The 18,209-nt window shown below is 32.1% G+C and carries 12 protein-coding genes; 4 read left to right on the top strand and 8 right to left on the bottom strand.

The genetic code is table 11. The features are described 5' to 3' along the window. Positions 1 to 40 precede the first annotated feature (40 nt). The 3 genes from IEW41_RS12440 to IEW41_RS12430 are packed head-to-tail and all read left to right on the top strand — an operon-like array spanning position 41 to position 2,846. Positions 41 to 601 (top strand): hypothetical protein, encoded by a 561-nt coding sequence (locus IEW41_RS12440; RefSeq protein WP_188606697.1) that lies wholly within the window; start codon positions 41 to 43, stop codon positions 599 to 601. A 3-nt stretch (positions 602 to 604) separates the two neighbouring features. Beyond that, complete coding sequence (locus IEW41_RS12435) at positions 605 to 2,020, top strand: DUF5723 family protein (RefSeq protein ID WP_188606696.1); 1,416 nt, start codon at positions 605 to 607, stop codon at positions 2,018 to 2,020. Continuing rightward, positions 2,013 to 2,846, top strand: a complete 834-nt coding sequence (locus tag IEW41_RS12430; RefSeq protein ID WP_188606695.1) for a hypothetical protein — start codon at positions 2,013 to 2,015, stop codon at positions 2,844 to 2,846. Before IEW41_RS12435 ends, IEW41_RS12430 begins: the two co-directional genes overlap by 8 nt. Here the strand turns inward: IEW41_RS12430 and IEW41_RS12425 are convergent. Next, on the bottom strand, positions 2,843 to 4,123 hold the full coding sequence (locus IEW41_RS12425; protein WP_188606694.1) for a replication-associated recombination protein A: 1,281 nt from the start codon (positions 4,121 to 4,123) through the stop codon (positions 2,843 to 2,845). The genes IEW41_RS12430 and IEW41_RS12425 overlap by 4 nt on opposite strands. 87 nt (positions 4,124 to 4,210) lie before the next feature. Between IEW41_RS12425 and IEW41_RS12420 the strand changes: the two genes are divergently transcribed. Next, positions 4,211 to 4,945, top strand: coding sequence for a rhomboid family intramembrane serine protease (locus tag IEW41_RS12420; RefSeq protein WP_188606693.1), 735 nt, complete (start codon positions 4,211 to 4,213; stop codon positions 4,943 to 4,945). On the opposite strand, the gene rlmB is transcribed toward IEW41_RS12420, so the two are convergent. The 7 genes from rlmB to IEW41_RS12385 form a co-directional block, all read right to left on the bottom strand. Continuing rightward, a complete protein-coding gene (gene rlmB, locus IEW41_RS12415) occupies positions 4,942 to 5,676 on the bottom strand; it encodes a 23S rRNA (guanosine(2251)-2'-O)-methyltransferase RlmB (protein WP_188606692.1) in 735 nt (244 codons plus the stop codon). The two genes, IEW41_RS12420 and rlmB, sit on opposite strands and share 4 nt — an antisense overlap. 64 nt (positions 5,677 to 5,740) lie before the next feature. Then, positions 5,741 to 7,378, bottom strand: coding sequence for an aryl-sulfate sulfotransferase (locus IEW41_RS12410; RefSeq protein WP_188606691.1), 1,638 nt, complete (start codon positions 7,376 to 7,378; stop codon positions 5,741 to 5,743). A gap of 10 nt (positions 7,379 to 7,388) precedes the next feature. Further along, positions 7,389 to 8,396, bottom strand: a complete 1,008-nt coding sequence (locus IEW41_RS12405) for a DUF3179 domain-containing (seleno)protein (protein ID WP_188606690.1) — start codon at positions 8,394 to 8,396, stop codon at positions 7,389 to 7,391. Positions 8,397 to 8,506: 110 nt separating this feature from the next. Beyond that, positions 8,507 to 9,940: a SusD/RagB family nutrient-binding outer membrane lipoprotein gene (locus tag IEW41_RS12400; protein WP_188606689.1), complete on the bottom strand. Its 1,434-nt coding sequence runs from the start codon at positions 9,938 to 9,940 to the stop codon at positions 8,507 to 8,509. Positions 9,941 to 9,952: 12 nt separating this feature from the next. Next, positions 9,953 to 13,210 (bottom strand): SusC/RagA family TonB-linked outer membrane protein, encoded by a 3,258-nt coding sequence (locus IEW41_RS12395; protein WP_188606688.1) that lies wholly within the window; start codon positions 13,208 to 13,210, stop codon positions 9,953 to 9,955. Between the two features lie 246 nt (positions 13,211 to 13,456). Beyond that, positions 13,457 to 15,025: a RagB/SusD family nutrient uptake outer membrane protein gene (locus IEW41_RS12390; protein ID WP_188606687.1), complete on the bottom strand. Its 1,569-nt coding sequence runs from the start codon at positions 15,023 to 15,025 to the stop codon at positions 13,457 to 13,459. Between the two features lie 10 nt (positions 15,026 to 15,035). Further along, positions 15,036 to 18,140 (bottom strand): SusC/RagA family TonB-linked outer membrane protein, encoded by a 3,105-nt coding sequence (locus IEW41_RS12385; RefSeq protein WP_188606686.1) that lies wholly within the window; start codon positions 18,138 to 18,140, stop codon positions 15,036 to 15,038. Positions 18,141 to 18,209 lie beyond the last annotated feature (69 nt).

The raw sequence follows: 18,209 nt of genomic DNA, 5'->3' as shown, positions 1-18,209 counted from the left end.
CTTTTAAAAGATTGAAAGCGTTTTAACCTAAAATGCAATTATGATTAAACAAAACATCATAAAAATTAGCTTGATAGCTTTAGTTTTAGTGTCATTAACCTCGTGTGTAAGCGATGTAGATTTTGATCAAGCCGAAGACATAATGCCTTCACCAACATTAGAATCTAATCTAATTTATTCAACACTTATAGCTCCAAATTTTATTGACCAACAAATACAGTTAGAAGCAGCAATGGTTTCTGATACAACACGTTTAGAAGTTATAAGTTCTGATTTTTTTGTGGACCAATTAGCAAAAGCGAATCTTAGTTTTAAGTTTACAAACAGTATTCAAAGAGATTTTTTAGTTGATTTTGAATTTTTAAATGATACCAATGAGCTACGTTATCATGTTCAGATTTTAGTGCATTCAGGTGTTGTTACTAACCCAATATTATCAGAAACTACAGTCCTTATTGATGAACCAGAAATTACAACCTTTAAAGAAGCTACAAAATTAGTTTATAAAATTTCACTTCCACCAAGCACTTCGCCAATTGGTCCAAATAGTCAAGGGCAATTAGACTTGCAATCTAAGGCAACGCTTTATTTCGAACTATAGCCTATGAAGTATAGAATAGCATATATTCTTTTACTTATAGCAAGCTCTGTTTACTCGCAAAACAAGCAAATTTTATATGATTTTACTGATTTACCACAAGTTCTAATTCAAAACCCAGGAGCAAAAGTGAGTTTCGATAAACACTTTGGAATTCCATTATTTTCACAGTTTCATTTTAATGCTGGGAGTTCTGGAGTATCTGTTCACGATATATTTTCTGATGATGGTCAAGATATTAATGATAAAATTAGAGATGCCATTTTTTCTATGAGTAACCACGATTTTATGACTGTTAATCAACAGTTAGAAATTATTAATGGAGGTTGGCGAAAAAATGAAACCACCTATTTTACTTATGGAATGTATGAGGAGTTAGATTTTATTTCGTATTTCCCCAAAGATGTTGCAATATTAGCATGGGAAGGTAATGCCAATTATATAAACAAATCGTTTAATTTGGCTGATGTTAGTTTTAAAGGCGAATTAATTTCTGTTTTACACTTTGGTATTAATAAACAAGTAAACAAAAAGCTAACTTTTGGAGTTAGAGGGAAGTTATATTCGAGTGTTTTTAATATTCATAGCGTCAATAATAAAGGCACATTTACTACAAGAGTTAGTAATACAGAGAATAATTATTATGAACACGTATTACAGAATTTAGATGGTACGCTTCATACATCTGGCTTATCATCACTTTTAGATGATGAAAATTCTGATGCTAGTAAAGACATAAAAAAGATAATTCCGCGATTTTTTTTTAGTGGAAACTTTGGTTTTGGAGTTGATTTAGGTTTTACTATTCAAGCTAACGAACAGACAACAATAACAGCAAGTATGTTAGATTTTGGTGCTATTTTTCATTCTAAAGAAGTTGAAAACTATCATTTAAATGGAAGCTATACATTTGAAGGTATTGAGCTTGTTTTTCCACCTATAATTAATAATGAAGGCACTACGCCATATTGGCAAAATTTTGAAGAAGAATTGGATGGGAATATAAATATAGATACTCTACAAAATAGTTATGTTACTTGGCGGTCAACAAAATTTAATGCATCTTATAAGTATTCATTTGGAGAAAAAGGTGGTAATGATTGTAACTGTTTAAATACATCTAATGACGAATATCAGAATGCAGTAGGAGTTCAGTTATTTTCAATGTTTAGGCCAAAACGCCCACAATTTGCAGCAACAGTATTTTATTACAGACGATTATATGATGCTCTACGCTTAAAATTAACATACACTGTTGATGATTATTCGTTTACTAATGTAGGCTTAGGAATGTCTGCACATTTGGGTAAAATAAACTTATATGGAATGGTTGATAATTTATTACAAATGCAAAATATTTCTAAAGCACAAAGTGTATCTTTACAACTAGGAATAAACTTAATTTTCGACAGTAATGACTAAAGTGTTTTTTATAATTTCGTTTCTATTTATTTTATCATTTAATGCGTTTTCACAAGAAAACATTAATGATTATAAATATGTAATAATACCTAATCAGTACAGTTTTGTAAGTAGTCCAGACCAATATCAATTAAACTCTTTAACTAAATTTTTATTCGATAAGTACGGTTATACTGCCTTTTTACAAAGTGAGGAACTTCCACAAGATTTGCGTAATAATAGATGTTTAGCTTTATATGTTGATGTAAAAAAATTATCTGCATTTTTAAAAACTAAATTACAAATAGAACTTAAAAACTGTGATGGTGTTCTAGTTAGTTTATCAAAAGAAGGTGAAACTAGAGAGAAAGAGTACTCAAAAGCATACAATTTGGCTTTAAGAGATGCATTTGAAACATATCAAAGTTTTAATTATAAGTACAAACCAAGCGACAAAAATTTAGCTAAAGAATCGACTTCAGTTGTTAATACAAATAATGAGGCTGAAATTGAACGTTTACAGGAAGAGCTTAAATTATTAAAAGAAGAAAAGAATATTGTTGAAGTAGTTATTTCTGAGGAAAAGTCAAAAAAAGTTGAACCAATCATACAAGAAGTTAAAGTAAAAGAAGATAACCTAAGTTTGTACGCTCAAGCAATTAATAATGGTTTTCAAGTAGTAGATAGCACACCAAAAGTGGTTATGATTTTATTACAAACTTCAAAAGAAAATACTTTTATTGTGAAAGGAGAAAATGCAATAGTTTATGAAGAAGATGGGTTTTGGTATATCTCTAAAAACGATGGTGTAAAAGTATCTGTTGAGCGATTAGATATTAAGTTTTAATAACCATATTTTTCTTTCCAACGCATTTTTAAAAACTCTCGTTGTGCTTGTTCACGCTGATTGTTACCTGGATTATAAAGTGTAGTGTTTTTTATTTCATCAGGCATAAACTCGTGTGCGGCAAAATTATTTTCATAATTATGAGCATATTGGTAATTATCTCCATAACCGAGTTCTTTCATTAATTTTGTTGGTGCATTCCTAATTGATAATGGTACAGATAAATCTCCAGTATCTTTAACCAATTGAAGTGCTTTTGCAATGGCTTCGTAAGCAGCATTGCTTTTTGGCGAAGTTGCTAAATAAGTTGCACACTGACTTAGTATTATTCGCGATTCTGGGTTACCAATTACAGATACTGCTTGAAACGTATTGTTTGCAATTACTAATGCTGTTGGGTTAGCATTGCCAATATCTTCGCTAGCAAGAATAAGTAAGCGTCTAGCAATAAATTTTACATCTTCACCACCTTCAATCATTCTAGCTAAATAATATACAGCTGCATTTGGATCACTACCTCTAATCGACTTTATAAATGCCGAAATAATATCGTAATGTTGTTCACCAGTTTTGTCATAACGCACAGTATTACTTTGTACTTTTTGTAAAACAGCTTCATTTGTTATAATTATCTTTTCATCATCATTATAAGAAGTGATAATTAATTCAAAAATATTAAGCAATTTTCGAGCATCACCACCTGACAATTTTATTAAAGCATCAGTTTCTTTAAGGTTAACCTTTCGTTTAGAGATAATTTCGTCATCATTTACAGCTCTGTTTAAAAGAGCTTCTAAGTCTTTCTTTTCAAAAGAATTTAGTACATAAACCTGACAACGAGAGAGTAGTGCCGAAATAACTTCAAAACTCGGATTCTCAGTAGTAGCTCCAATTAAAGTAACCCAACCTTTTTCAACTGCTTCTAACAATGAATCTTGTTGCGATTTACTAAAACGATGAATCTCATCAATAAACAAAATGGGGTTTTTTGTTGTAAACAAACCACCACCTTGTTTTGCCTTTTCTATAACATCTCGAATATCTTTTACACCAGAATTAATAGCACTCAATGCATAAAATGGCCTGTTAGATTCGTTTGCTATAATATTTGCAAGAGTTGTTTTTCCAGTACCTGGAGGTCCCCAAAATATCATTGATGGAATTACATCTTGTTTAATATGCTGAGTTAATACGCCTTTATCACCAACCAAATGATCTTGGCTTAAGTAATCTATTAATTGTTTTGGTCGTAAACGTTCTGCTAAAGGTGCATTCATAATGTAAAATTACAAAATATGATGTGACAATATTTCATAAAACACATATTTGGTTAACTATTTGAATAGAATATTTTAAATTTAGCTATGAACAATCAACAACAGTTTAGATATTCAACAGGAGTAATTGCATATCCAGTTTTTTTTGTGATGCTTATTTGGGTTGTATTCTGGTTACAAGTTCGCTTTTTACCAGAAATAAAAAGTTTTGGTATTTATCCTCAAACATTTGAAGGATTAAGAGGTGTAATTTTTAGCCCTTTTATTCATGGAGATATAGAGCATATTTATCATAATACTATTCCGTTGTTTGTGTTAACAATGGCTTTGTTTTATTTCTATCGAGATATAGCTTGGAAAGTTCTGTTTTACGGAATTTTACTTTCTGGATTAATAACCTGGTATATTGGTAGGCCAGCAAATCATATTGGAGCTAGCGGATTGATTTATGTATTAGTAAGTTTTATTTTTTTTAAAGGAGTTTTTGCTAAGCATTATCGTTTGGTAGCATTGTCTTTATTAATGGTTTTTTTATACGGAAGTATGATATGGTATGTTTTTCCAGTAAAAGAAGGAATGTCTTGGGAAGGCCATTTAGGAGGTTTAATAACAGGAATTATTTTCTCTTTGATTTTTAGAAAAACTATTGCAAAACCTGAAAAGTATTATTGGCAAGAACCAAATTATAATGAAGAGAACGATCCTTTTTTAAAACATTTTGATAAAGATGGTAATTTTATTGAACACTTAGAAGCTGAAACTAACCCAGAGTCTGAAGAATTACCTGAAATAACATATCATTACAAAAAAGAAGATGATTAGAGACGTTGTCTGACCACTTCATACAAAAAAGCACCACAAGCTACAGAAACATTTAAAGATTCAATATCACCTAGTATTGGTAGCTTTGCTTTTTCATCAACCACTTTTAAAATAGAAGGGTTTATACCCTTGCCTTCAGAACCCATAATAATTGCACATGGCTCTGTAAACGAAACATCATATAAATTTTTATCAGATTTTTCGGTTGCAGCAACAACTTTAATACCTGAAGCTTGCATATAAAAAACAGCATCTTTTATATGATCAACTTTACAAATTGGAATTTTAAAAATAGCACCAGCACTAGTTTTAACTGTATCTCCATTTACAGGAGCGCCACCTTTTTTCTGAATAATAATACCAGACACTCCAGTACACTCAGCAGTTCTTATTATTGCACCAAAGTTACGTACATCACTCAATTGGTCTAATAATAAAAACAAAGGTGTTTTTCCAGAGTCAATTACAGATGCTACTAGTTCTTCTAAAGAATAAAAAGTTATAGGTGCAATTTGAGCCACAACACCTTGGTGATTCATTTTGGTAAGTCTATTCAGTTTTTCCACAGGAACGTATGAAGAGTTTAATCTCTCTTTATGTAATAGTTGTTCAAGTTCTGTAAAAAGCTCGCCTTTTAGACCTTTTTGTAAAAAAATTTTGTCAATGTTTTCACCAGATTTTACAGCTTCAATAACAGCTCTTATTCCAAAAATTGTAGTTTCTTTTTCCATGTGTCAAAGGTATAAAAAAACCATCCTATAAAATAAGATGGTTGCAAAATGTATGGTTTTATTTTTATTGCTTAATTATTTTTCTAACTGTACTTAAATTTCCAGAATATATTTTAATAATATAAATACCAGATTTATAATCATTCAAATAAATTTTATTTGAATTTTGGATAGAATTTATTTTCGCACCTAGCATATTATAAACTTCAATTTTATCAATAATTGAATTTGATGAAATTTCCACTGAAGTTGATGTAGGGTTTGGGTACACTTTTAGATTCGAAAACGTGTGATCATCTATACTTAAAATATCACAATTACTTAAATCTGGATTTTGTTCTATAGGGTTACCTGGAGTTAAATCTCTTCCGTTAAAAGCTGCATAATCTGGAGCATATTTAATAGCTCTAAAAACAGTATTTGCAAAATTTTCAGGATTATCTCCTTGCGTTAATATTCCTTCAGCACTTGAAGGATTTATATATTCCCAAACAATATTTTCAGACGCATCAATTTCAAAAAAATAACCAGAATCGCCATCACAAATCAAAGTATTACCATTAGGTAATCGTTGAGCACTAGACAATATTCTTGAGAAAAAATTGATTGGATCAACTGGGTTTGTATAAGTATAATCTGGGCTATTTGGACCATATGCAGTGTTTTGAGTATACATATAAAAACCTGGTGAATCAGTAGGTGGATCTAATATAAATACTTCAGAAAAACTTGGTGTTCTACTAAACCCATTATTAAAGAGTATTAATTTTCCTGCATCTGCTAATCCATTAGGTATCCAATGAGGATAATGTTGACCAAAAAGCTTTTGATCATTTTGATCACCTTGTCTATAAGCTTGCGGATTTCCCCAACGATATAAAAAATCACCACCTTTATTATATATTCCTCCAGATGATGTTGCTGCTTCCGCAGTCGAAGTAGAGTGATCAATAATATATATTTCGTTCATATGTCTAGAACTTAAAACAATTTGATCTAAATCTGCATTATACTGAATAGAATTAACGTGTAGCCAATTATTAATTCCACTCAATGAACCTAGAAAATTAATATCTAAAAGTTGAGGGTTACTCTCCACCGAACCGAAATTGTCTTTTGATCCATCAAAATCTTGTATTAAATGGTCTTTTATATTCCATTCCCAAACGATATTTGCACTATTATTACCTACTGGTTGTATTTCAACTATTTGCTCATTAAATAAATTACCATCCACTAAATTTGCAGGATTTCTTCCAGCTTGAACTGCTTCAGCATTAGTCATAATAGTCGCTGCTAAAACTAAAATATTACCATTTGGTAATGGGTAAATGTCATGATGTTGTACCATTGTTGAGTTGGAATAATTATATTCCCATAATAAGTTTCCATCCCAGTCATATTTTTCTATTCTTCCACCTGTACCTCCAAATGCAATGTTTGTGTTCTCAATTTTACATGCTCTAAGTAAAGAGCCATCTTCAAGTAGATATACTGCATTTCCTGGTGGAAAAGAGCTAGACCATTGGTTAACAACTTCTCCACAGTTGTTTACTAGATATGTTTCAGTTTGCGATGTAAAAAGAGTATAACCATTAAATGAATTTGTATTATTTTTTAATACGCCAATAGTGTTTTGTGAAAGTGATGAAACTGTTGTAAAAAGAAATGTAACGAAATAGAAAAGTAATTTTTGTTTCATTAAATGTGTATTAATTATAATTGTTTTGATTCTCAAAAAAATCATCCCAAGCCCATTGAGCTGCAAAGTATGATTTTGGACTGTTTAGCTTCTGGCCTGTATTTGGGCCTTCAATAGCAAATCCAAATAAATCCCATTTATTACCATAATTATCACTTAAGATTAAAGGGAATTCAGATTCATCCAGAGCTGTAAAACTAAAACCAGTTGGAATATAAAATGAATTTATAAAGACTTTGTTTTTGCTGCCTACAATGATAGTATTTTTATTATTTATTGTTGCATATTCCGTGTTAACAAAATTTAAAAAAGTGTTAAAATCAAATAAATGTACTGTGTCGTTTAAAACATGTTCATTTATTATTCCATACTTATTATTAAAGTTTAAAGGAGTATTTGAATTGTTACAATTACCACAATTGTTTATGTTTTCATGGTTAAAAACTAATGCATTTGGAAAATGATTTTTTACAATACTCCAAGCAGTTTCAACTATGTTATAGGTTTTAAGTTCTATATCTTTATCATCACCTCTTACAATGTTAGTTGACATTTGAGACCAATAACTATTCGTTTCAATATCCATTGGCACTAGGTTATTTTTATATAAGTAACCAGAAGCTTTTAAGTTAACTATTGTATTATTGCTTATACTTCTGTCAAAACAAATTGCACTTTGTGTTAATGGACAATATGTTAGAGCTAAAAAATCATTTTCAAAGTTTAGATTTATTACCTCGTAATAATTTGTATAGTCGTATGGGAATACATAAACCTGATTATTTATTTTTAATAATGCCAGCTTAGAGTTGTCGTTCAAATAGTTTAAGGCTTCTATGCTTGGTACTGAATTAAAAGTAGGATTATCTATATATGGAAAAAATGAGATTCCACCTCCAATATCACTTTCTGCTACACACCATACTGATGTCGCGGAGTCTTGATTAGTATTTAAATTATTACTGTCTTTTGCACAATTAAAAAGAATTAAACATAAAACTAGATAGACGGTTTTCATTTTGGTTGATTTATAGTTGATTTTAATGTCGTTTTTTTTAATTAATACTTACAAAAAAACCCCATAAGTAATTACTTATGAGGTTTTTGTATTTAAATTAAATGGTTGTTTTAGTTAACGTCCCAGAATAATTTAGTTGTTTGATTATCACCACCAATTGCTGTTGAAGCAGCAGACCAGTTAGCTTCATTTAAGTTTTGCTCGTCTATTGGGTATGTATATCTAGTTGGAACTGGAAGACCAGAAACAGCAGGTAAGTTGAATGCTGGAGTGTCGTACATTCTCCATGCTGTCCAAGCTTCAAAACCTCTGTTGTACATTGCTAACCACATTTGGTTACCAATTTTTTGTCTCCAAGTACCAGGAGCAGTAGCATATGCTACATCAAGATCAGTTAAGTAAGTTCCAATTGGAGCTCCCCAATAATCAAATGATGCTGTAATAGCTGCATTATAAAAACCTGCTGCTGCTGCTGGAGTTCCAGAAAAAGAACGCTCAGCTGCATCAGCTAAATAAAATGAAACTTCAGCATAGTCCATAAGAACACCTGGGAAAGTTGGCTCATGTAAAACCACTCCAATATGAGTGTAGTTAGGGAAACTGTTATTTTCTCCATAAGGTCCACCTACAAAAACACCTGCACCTAAATTTTCATCAAAATAGTAAGGTCTTCTTGGATCATCAAGATTGTTCATGAAATCTACTAAAGTGTTAGCAGCAACGAAATCTGAACGACCAGATTGTACTAAATCAACCCATAATGGATTAGTATTAGGAGTAGAACCTTCGTAAGCTAATAATGCATTATCAGCATTTGACGTAAATACACCACCAGCAACTGCTGCTTGAACAGTAGATTGCGCTAACGCTTGCATACTAGGTACATCAGAAATACGATTACCTAATCTTAATAATAATGAGTTAGCAAATTTATTCCATTTTGCAACATCACCACCATAGATTTTATCTGCACTTCCAAAGCCTTCATTTGTTAAGTCAGCTCTTGCAGCAGTTAATCTTGAGATTAAGTCTGCATAAATAGTAGCTGCGTCATCAAACTCAGGTAAAACATGTTCAGCTGGGTTCAATGCTTGAGTGTATGGGATATTACCAAATGAGTCAACTAATTGTTGCCATGTATAAACTGCTATTACTTCAATTTGAGCAGCTCTAGCAGCTTTTTCAGCAGCAGTTAACTCGCCATCAGCCATAACATTTGCTTTAGCTGTTTTAAGGTCTAATAATACATCTCTGTATAATTCAGACCAATGGTTATCAGGAATACTTCTTGTAGTGAAGTCATAATTTGCCTCATCTACATAAGTAGTTTCTGTCCAGTGTTGACCTAGCATTTTGTAAATATTTCTATTCACATTCGTGCTTGCCATTTGATCGAACAAACTCTTTACAGCAGCATTATATAAGAAATCAGCTGATACTTGAGTTGGATTCTTTGGGTCTCTATTTAAATCTTCATATTGAGCATCAGATTGACAAGATGCTAATAGAACTAAAGAGAATACTGTTAATATTATTTTTTTCATAATTTATTTTTTTTAAAACTGTAATTTAATACTTGCTCCAACTTCTCTCATAGAAGGATAAGATCCAGAATGGTATCCTTGAACGTTACCTGAACTTAAACCAGCTTCTGGATCAGCATAAGGTACACTTTTGTCAATAATCCATAAGTTTCTACCAATTAAAGAAACAGATGCAGAAGTGAAAGGAAGTTTATCTAATAACTTAGAATCGAATTTATAAGTTAAGCTAGCTTCACGTAATTTAACAAAACCTGCATCATAAACGTGTTGACTGTTTGCAGCTCTAGCGTAACCCCAAGGGTTAGCATATATATTAGCATTAGCTCTTACAGCATTTGGAGTACCATCAGGTGCAACACCTGGTAAAATAATACCTCCTGTATCAGCACCATAGTTTCCTGGAGTACCAGTTACTACATTTCTTACAGGATTTCCTAATTCGTTAGTGCCTGCAGTAAAGTCATATAAACCTGTTGCATAACCATACCAAGTATCTAAAGAGAATACATCTCCACCTTTTTGCATATCAATTAAGAAACCTAAACTAAAGTTTTTATAAGTTAAAGTATTGTAAACTCCACCTTTCCAATCAGCATTGATATCTCCAATAACATTATTATTGTTACCAGTAATTTGGTATTGACCAATTCTTGATGCTGAACCAGTTTGATTAACAATTGGTTGACCATTTGCATGACGTACTAAATCTGTACCTCTAATAGTACCATAAGGTTGACCAGGCGTAGCATTAATTGAAATACCACCTTGGAAAGATGCTAATTGAAGGTTGTCAATTCCGTTTAATAATTCAACAACTAAACTTTCATTTTTAGCCCAGTTTACAGTTACATCCCATTGGAAATCTGTAGTTTTTACTGGAGTAAGGTTTAATTGTACTTCCCATCCTTTGTTTTCAATAGTACCTGCATTTAAGAAAGCAGAAGTATAACCTGTTGAAGTTGATAATGGAATACTTGTAATTTGATCTTCGTTTCTTGTGTTATAGTAAGATACGTCAAAACCAAAACGACGATCAACAAATGACATTTCTAAACCAACCTCCCAGTTTTTTTGAGTTTCTGGTTTTAAGTTCTCATTATTTTGAGCTCCTGGGTTAGAAGCAATACCTGTTCCACTAAATGGAGTACCAATACCAAAAGTATTAAATACTCTATACGGAGCAGTATCAGAACCTACGGTTGCATAGTTTCCTCTTACTTTACCAAATGTTAACCATTTAGCATCAATAAATTTTGAGAAAATTAAACTTCCTGTAATAGAATAGTAGTCATAAGTGTTTTCTGATTTTGGTAAAGAAGATGAACGGTCAACTCTATAAGTACCTTCTAAATAAGCGAAGTTATCATATCCTAAACTTGCACGACCATAAATACCATCAACCATTTTAACAGCGTCAAACTCAGTTGGAGCATTAATTGGACTCACACTATTAGATAAAGAGTATAATCCAGCTAAGTTTAATCCACCATTTGTTGCAGCAAAAATACTACTCCAAGTGTTTCTTCTTAAACTACCACCTAGGTTACCATCTAAATTTAATTTGTCAGTTAAGTTTTTATTGAAACTTAAAATAACATCATAGTTGTACTCAGCTACATTATTATTATATCTTGAGTATTGAGATACATTTGCACTTCCAACATTAGTTCTTTCTTCTTGTAGTTCTGAATATGTGTCAAAAGTAAATCTACCCATTACGCTTAACCAATCATTTACTTCATAGTCTAAAGCAAAATTACCAAAGTATCTGCTACGTGTGTCAGTTTCGTAATTTTCGTAGAATGTCCAATAAGGGTTATCTGAATAAATTGGTGATAAATCGAATGCCGAGTTAGTGTTCCAAGTAATGTTTTCACGAGTTAAGAAATACGCTTGCTTTTGCTCTTCAAGGTCAACGTTCATTTGAAACCATTGTCTGAATTGCTGCATAACGTTATTTGAATCATAACCTGTTCCGTAACGACCTTTACCATCTGTTTTAGTAAAAGTAAAAGTTGTTGAAGCAGTTAATTTTTCAGTTAAGTCATGAGAACCAGAGAAATTAATTGTATTTCTTTTAATACTACTATTTGGTAAACCACCTTCTTGTAATAAGTTAGTTACTGCTAATCTGAAAGTACTTTTATCAGTACCACCATCTAAAGCAACTGAATTTACAGCTGTTGTAGCAGTTTTCCATACTGAGTTTGGATCATTTGCACCTGCTACCCATGGAGTTGCAATTTGGTATCCTGGTAATTGTGGATAAATTGAATTCCATTGGTAAACTAATAATGTTGGGTCAAATTCAGCTCCATAAGAAGCATCTTCAGTAAAAGGAGTTGTTAAGTCATCAATTCCGTCACCATTTACATCAGCTAAACCGAAGTAACCTGTTGCATCATCATAATAAGGGCCATAACCAGCACCATATTTTTTTTGGTAAACAGGAAGGGTTTCTTTATCTGCGTTTCCTAGTGTTAAACTAGATGTAACAGTTACACCAATACCTTTTTTTGCAGATCCTTTTTTAGTTGTAATCATTACAACACCATTAGATGCACGAGAACCATAAAGTGCAGTTGCCGCAGCACCTTTTAACACGTTTATAGATTCAATATCGTCAGGGTTGATATCTGATGCAGCATTACCATAATCGTAACCACCTCTACCAGATCTTTGATTGCTTGAGTTTGAGTTTCCATTATTAACTGGAATTCCATCAATAACAAATAACGCTTGGTTATCTCCTAAAACAGAACTGTTACCTCTGATTACAACGTTTGTTGAACCACCCAAAGTACCTGTTGATTTAATATCAAGACCAGCTACTTTACCAGATAATGAATTCACAAAATTAGAACTTTTTACATTAGATACAGCATCACCTTTTACTTCTTGTGTTGCATAACCTAATGCTTTCTTTTCTCTTTTAATACCTAAGGCAGTTACTACCACTTCATCAAGTACCGATGCATCTTCTTGCATTGTTACATTGATAGAATTAGAAGAACCTACGGTAACTTCTTGGGTTTTAAGCCCTAAATAAGAAAAAGATAAAACATCACCAGACTTTGCATTGATAGAATATTTTCCATCAAAATCAGTTTGGGTTCCATTTGTAGTACCTTTTACTAAAATGTTAACTCCTGGGAGAGGAAGACCAGATACATCTGATACCGTTCCAGAAATTGTTTTGTCTTGTGCAAATGTAAATTGCACAACTAACGCTAGTAATAGCGTTAAAATTCCACTAAACTTTGTTTTCATATTTAAATTAATTTGAATTAGCCTGCTTCAAAAGTCATAATAAAAAGTTAATAAAACAATAATATTTACTTAAAATTTCAATTTTTAAATCCAAAACCATTTAATAATGAACTGTTAGAATTTTTGTGTTTGATTAAATTGGTGTCTGTTATTAGTAATTTAAAGTTTGGTTTTCAGATAGGTATGAATAAAAAAACAGCGTACAATCTGTACGCTGTTTTACTATTAAATGGCTAATATGTTTTTTTACCAACCAGGGTTTTGTTGTGTAGCTAAAGTTGGATTAGCATTTAGTTCAACCTGAGGTATTGGCCATAAGAATTTAAAGTCAGATGAAGGAACAGCTGCTACTCCATAAGGACCTGGGTAAGGAGTTCCTAATGTAAATGTTGATGCAGCTGGGTTTCCATTTGCAACTTTTTGTGGGATTCCATCTATAGGATGTAAATTATCACCTTGCAATCTATGGATGTCTGACCATCTTCTACCTTCCATTAAAAACTCAATTCTGCGTTCTTTTAAGATAGCACCAACCATTGTAGATGGTGTGATAAAAGATGCTGCAGTATATGCTTGAGTTGTTGGGTTTGCTAATGAACGGTTTCTTACTTGATTTAGTTTTGCTAAAGCATTTGGTAAATCTGGTGTAGTTTGTCTAGCATAAGCTTCAGCCATGTTTAATAATACTTCTGCATATCTAATTATAGGAGAAGCGTCAGTGTAATTTACGCCATCTTTATACTTTAGAGTATATTTTCTTCCGCTTACAGTAAATACCATTCCTGTACCAACATTAGTTGAGGTTGAGTTGTCTTCTCTACGCTTGTCGTCTGTTAACCAGCTTGGATCTCTCCAAATTATTGGACTAATACAAACCAATCTTCTTCTATTATATTGAGAAGCTAAAGCTGCATTAACTCCAGGGTTTTGTGTAGCTGCTTGTAATATAGAAAAGATTGATTCTGTATTGCTGTAGCTATCAATAAATGGTCCGTTTGGTGATGCTGTAAGAGTGTATAAGCCATTTAATTTGTTACCTTCAAAAATAACATTATCCCAATCTCTCATGTGTAAATAAACTCTTGTTTTAAATGCTATAGCAGCATTTTTTGAAGCTTTAGTTAAAGTTGTATTTGTGATTTGTGTTTCAGCATCATTTAAATCAGTTAATACCTTTTGATAGCATTCAGCTACAGTATTACGACCAACTAAAATTTCAGAATCAATTTCACCTTGAGTATCAACTCCAACTGTTCTATAAGGGATACCTGGATGACCAGCGCCAGCTGAAAAATTATATGGTCTTGCAAAATAACTAAGTAGCTCAAAATGAGTGATTGCGCGTAAAAATTTTGCTTGCCCAATATAGTTGTCTCCAACAGCAGGAGTTATAATGCCAGCTGTTACTGCTTTAGATACTCCTTCTATGACTAAATTACATCTGTTTATAAGTCTGTAACCATCAATCCAATAGTAAACATTGTTTGCTGTTGTAGCATCATATGTTGCTGTATAAGTTAATTGGTAAAAGGTAGCTGTATTAACTACGTCTTCACCTCTACAATCACCTTGTTGTACAAATGCAGCGCCCCAAACATATCCTCTACCTCCATTTGGAGCAGTTGAGTTATATTGACCAATAGCAGCTGCGTTATACATTCCGTTAACAGAGCTTTCAATTAATGAAGGAGATGAAAACGCATCATCTAATGAAATATTGTTAACAGGACTTAGATCTAAAATACTTTCTTCTGAACATGAGACCATTCCGGTTCCAATAACAGAAATAATTAAAAATTTGAATATATTTTTCATTTTATAAAAATTATAAGTTAACATTTAATCCGAATGATAAGACTTTTGCTCTTGGCGTTCCATTTAAATCTACACCTCCAGATTCCATTTCAGGATTTAAACCTTGGTAATCAGTTATAGTTAAAATGTTTTGTGCTTGTACATAAAGTCTAACCATATCAACTCTTAATTTTTCAGATAAAGATTTTGGTAATTTATAACCAAGTGTAATATTATCTAGGCTTATAAAGTCTCCATCTTCTAAAAATCGACTTGTAGCATGACCAGTTAGATTGGTAAATGTATTACTACTTGCATAAAGTCTTGGGGTTATACCATCACCTGGATTGTCAACACTTTGCCATCTACCTAAAATCTCTGTACTATTGTTATTTAAATTTTGAGTTACTAAATCTCTGCGAGTAGAGTTAAATATTTTATTACCACCACTAAAACGGAACATGAAAGTAAAGTCAAAATCATTGAATTTTAGTGAGTTAATTACTGATCCGTAGTATTTTGGTAAAGTGTTTCCAAGAATAACTTTGTCATCAGCTGCACTTAATGATGATGCAGTAGATAAGTCTGTTGGGTTGTTAGGGTCAAATACAAAATATGATGTTGTATCTAAATTTCCTTGTACTAAAGAGCCATCAGCCTTAAAGTATACTGGATTTCCATTAGCAGGATTTACTCCCCAATATTTATAACCATATATAGAGTTGATAGATTCACCTTCTCTAATTATTAAATTTTGATTGATGTTAACATCAGAAAATGTACCACCTAGTATATCTTGCCCATCAGGAATGTTTGTTACTTCATTCTTGTCTAGAGTTAAATTAGCAGTAATATTCCAGCTAAAGTTGTCTTTTTCAATTGCATTATAATTTAATGAGAACTCATAGCCTTTGTTATACATAGAGCCAATGTTCTTTTTAATTCTATTAGAAGGAACTCCTAAAGACGGAGCTACAGGTACGTCTAAAATTAACCCATCGATATCATTATTGTAGTAGTCAAAAGATAGTCTGATTTTATTATTTAATAATGATAAATCAACTCCGTAATCTGTCTTCTTACTTGTTTCCCAAAGTAATTGGTCGTTACCAAATTGAGTGAAAGCAATACCATTTAATGTACCGTAAGGAGAAGCAGATGTTAGTCCTAAATATGGGTAGCTTCCAATTTCTGTATTACCTACTTCAGAATAAGAACCTCTCAATTTAAATTCGTTAATTGTAGAGTTTAGCGAACTAAAAAACTCTTCATTAGCAATATTCCATCCAGCAGAATAACCAGTAAAGTTGTTCCATCTGTTTGCTTCGCTTAATTTAGAAATACCATCACGTCTTACAGATCCTTGTAAATAATATCTTTGTTTGTAGTTGTAGCTTAAACGCCCAACATAAGATATTATACCATTTTCTGTAACGCTTCCTCCAGAAGTTTGCGTTGCATAAGCTCCAGTCACTAGATTATTATTATAAAACTCATCTAATAAATCTGTACCTGTACCAAAAAACGATTGATTTCTTTCTTTTTGATATTCAACTACTCCTGTTGCATTTACATTGTGTGCATTGTTAAATGATTTATCATAAGTAAGAATATTTTGAATGTTCCATCTTAATAGATCTGTATTATCATTTTGTAACCTACCATTAGAGCCTCTACCATCACCATGAACTGGACTATAGTATAAGAAACCTGATGTTAACGGGTTGTCAACACTAGCTTGAAATCTATAAGTTAAATCCTTATTAAATTTAACTGAAGCAAACGTGTTAATTATTGTTCTGTTAATTTTAGATTGAAATTTATTATTTGCCAACACATAAGCAATGTTTGAAATATTATCTCCAACTGCATCTGTATTATCCCATTGCCCAACAACAGTGTTATCTGCAGAAATGTTGTAACCTGTAGGGTGATTAGGGTTGTAAATAGGAGTATTTGGTAATTGTCTTATTGCATTAAAAATGTTTCCTGATAATGAATTTCTACCAGTGTTTAAGCCATTATATTCTGTTCTAGTTAAGGCTATATTACCACCTAAAGACAACCATTTGTTTACTTCATGTTCAACATTTGCTCTAATTGTGTAACGCTTCATATCATTAGCAACTGCAACACCTTCTTGGTCTGTATATCCCATAGATAGGAAATATTTTGTGCTTTCAGTTCCTCCATTTAATGATAAGCTATGATCTATTTGTAAAGCGCTTGAGTTTAGTACGGCTTTTTGCCAATCGGTATCAAATTCACTTCCAATAGCCCATTCTGCTTGACCTCTATTAGTTCTTTTTTCATTAGCAATAACTAAAAAGTCAGAAGTTTTTAATAAATCAAAAGTCTTAATTGCAGAAGCAAATCCAGTAGTGTTATTGTAGCTAACTTTCATTGTTCCTTTTTTTCCTTTTTTAGTTGTAATTAAGATTACACCATTTGCTGCCCTAGAACCATAAATAGCAGTTGCAGCACCATCTTTTAAAATGTCATAAGATTCAATATCATTTGGGTTTATGTCCCCTAGAGCATTTGTTGAAGCATAACCTCCAACATCACCAGAATAAATAGGCATACCATCAACTACAATCAATGGAGAAGTTCCTGATCCTATTGAGGCAATACCTCTAATTCTAATTCTTGGTGCTTCACCAATGATACCGTTGTTTGTAGTAACTTGAACACCAGCAGCTCTACCAGCTATTTGACTTTCAAAACTTGGTGTTACTAAGCCAGCTAAATCACCACCAGAAATACTAGCAATAGACCCAGTTACTTCTTTCTTTTTTTGCACACCATAACCAACAACAACAACTTCATCTAATACAGATGCATCTTCAGCCATTGTTACGTTAATTGTATTTGATGTAGCAACTTTAATATCTTGGGTTTTTAGCCCTAAATAAGTAAAAATTAAAACATCTCCTGTGTTCGCTTTAATGGAGTATTTTCCATCAAAATCAGTTTGAGTACCAGTAGCAGTACCTTTAACTTGAATGTTAACCCCAGGAAGAGTTAAGCCTGATTCATCAGTAACAGTCCCTGAAATTGTCTTTTCTTGTGCAAAAGATACCTGCACAACAAACGCTAATAATAGCGTAAGAATCACATTAAACTTTGTTTTCATATTTGAGTTAGTTTGAATTATTCGCGGCAAATGTGAAAAATAAAAACAAATAAAACAATAGGTAATGTG

Source organism: Aquaticitalea lipolytica, from assembly GCF_014641635.1.
Classification (GTDB): Bacteria; Bacteroidota; Bacteroidia; order Flavobacteriales; family Flavobacteriaceae; genus Aquaticitalea; species Aquaticitalea lipolytica.
Note: the sequence above shows the minus strand (reverse complement) of the source record. Positions and strands in the feature narration are given on the sequence as shown.

Bases quoted from the DNA above. Each gene is read 5' to 3' on its own strand.
- IEW41_RS12440 (WP_188606697.1), top strand. From the start codon at position 41: ATGATTAAACAAAACATCATAAAAATTAGCTTGATAGCTTTAGTTTTA.
- IEW41_RS12435 (WP_188606696.1), top strand. From the start codon at position 605: ATGAAGTATAGAATAGCATATATTCTTTTACTTATAGCAAGCTCTGTT.
- IEW41_RS12430 (WP_188606695.1), top strand. From the start codon at position 2,013: ATGACTAAAGTGTTTTTTATAATTTCGTTTCTATTTATTTTATCATTT.
- IEW41_RS12425 (WP_188606694.1), bottom strand. From the start codon at position 4,123: ATGAATGCACCTTTAGCAGAACGTTTACGACCAAAACAATTAATAGAT.
- IEW41_RS12420 (WP_188606693.1), top strand. From the start codon at position 4,211: ATGAACAATCAACAACAGTTTAGATATTCAACAGGAGTAATTGCATAT.
- rlmB (WP_188606692.1), bottom strand. From the start codon at position 5,676: ATGGAAAAAGAAACTACAATTTTTGGAATAAGAGCTGTTATTGAAGCT.
- IEW41_RS12410 (WP_188606691.1), bottom strand. From the start codon at position 7,378: ATGAAACAAAAATTACTTTTCTATTTCGTTACATTTCTTTTTACAACA.
- IEW41_RS12405 (WP_188606690.1), bottom strand. From the start codon at position 8,396: ATGAAAACCGTCTATCTAGTTTTATGTTTAATTCTTTTTAATTGTGCA.
- IEW41_RS12400 (WP_188606689.1), bottom strand. From the start codon at position 9,940: ATGAAAAAAATAATATTAACAGTATTCTCTTTAGTTCTATTAGCATCT.
- IEW41_RS12395 (WP_188606688.1), bottom strand. From the start codon at position 13,210: ATGAAAACAAAGTTTAGTGGAATTTTAACGCTATTACTAGCGTTAGTT.
- IEW41_RS12390 (WP_188606687.1), bottom strand. From the start codon at position 15,025: ATGAAAAATATATTCAAATTTTTAATTATTTCTGTTATTGGAACCGGA.
- IEW41_RS12385 (WP_188606686.1), bottom strand. From the start codon at position 18,140: ATGAAAACAAAGTTTAATGTGATTCTTACGCTATTATTAGCGTTTGTT.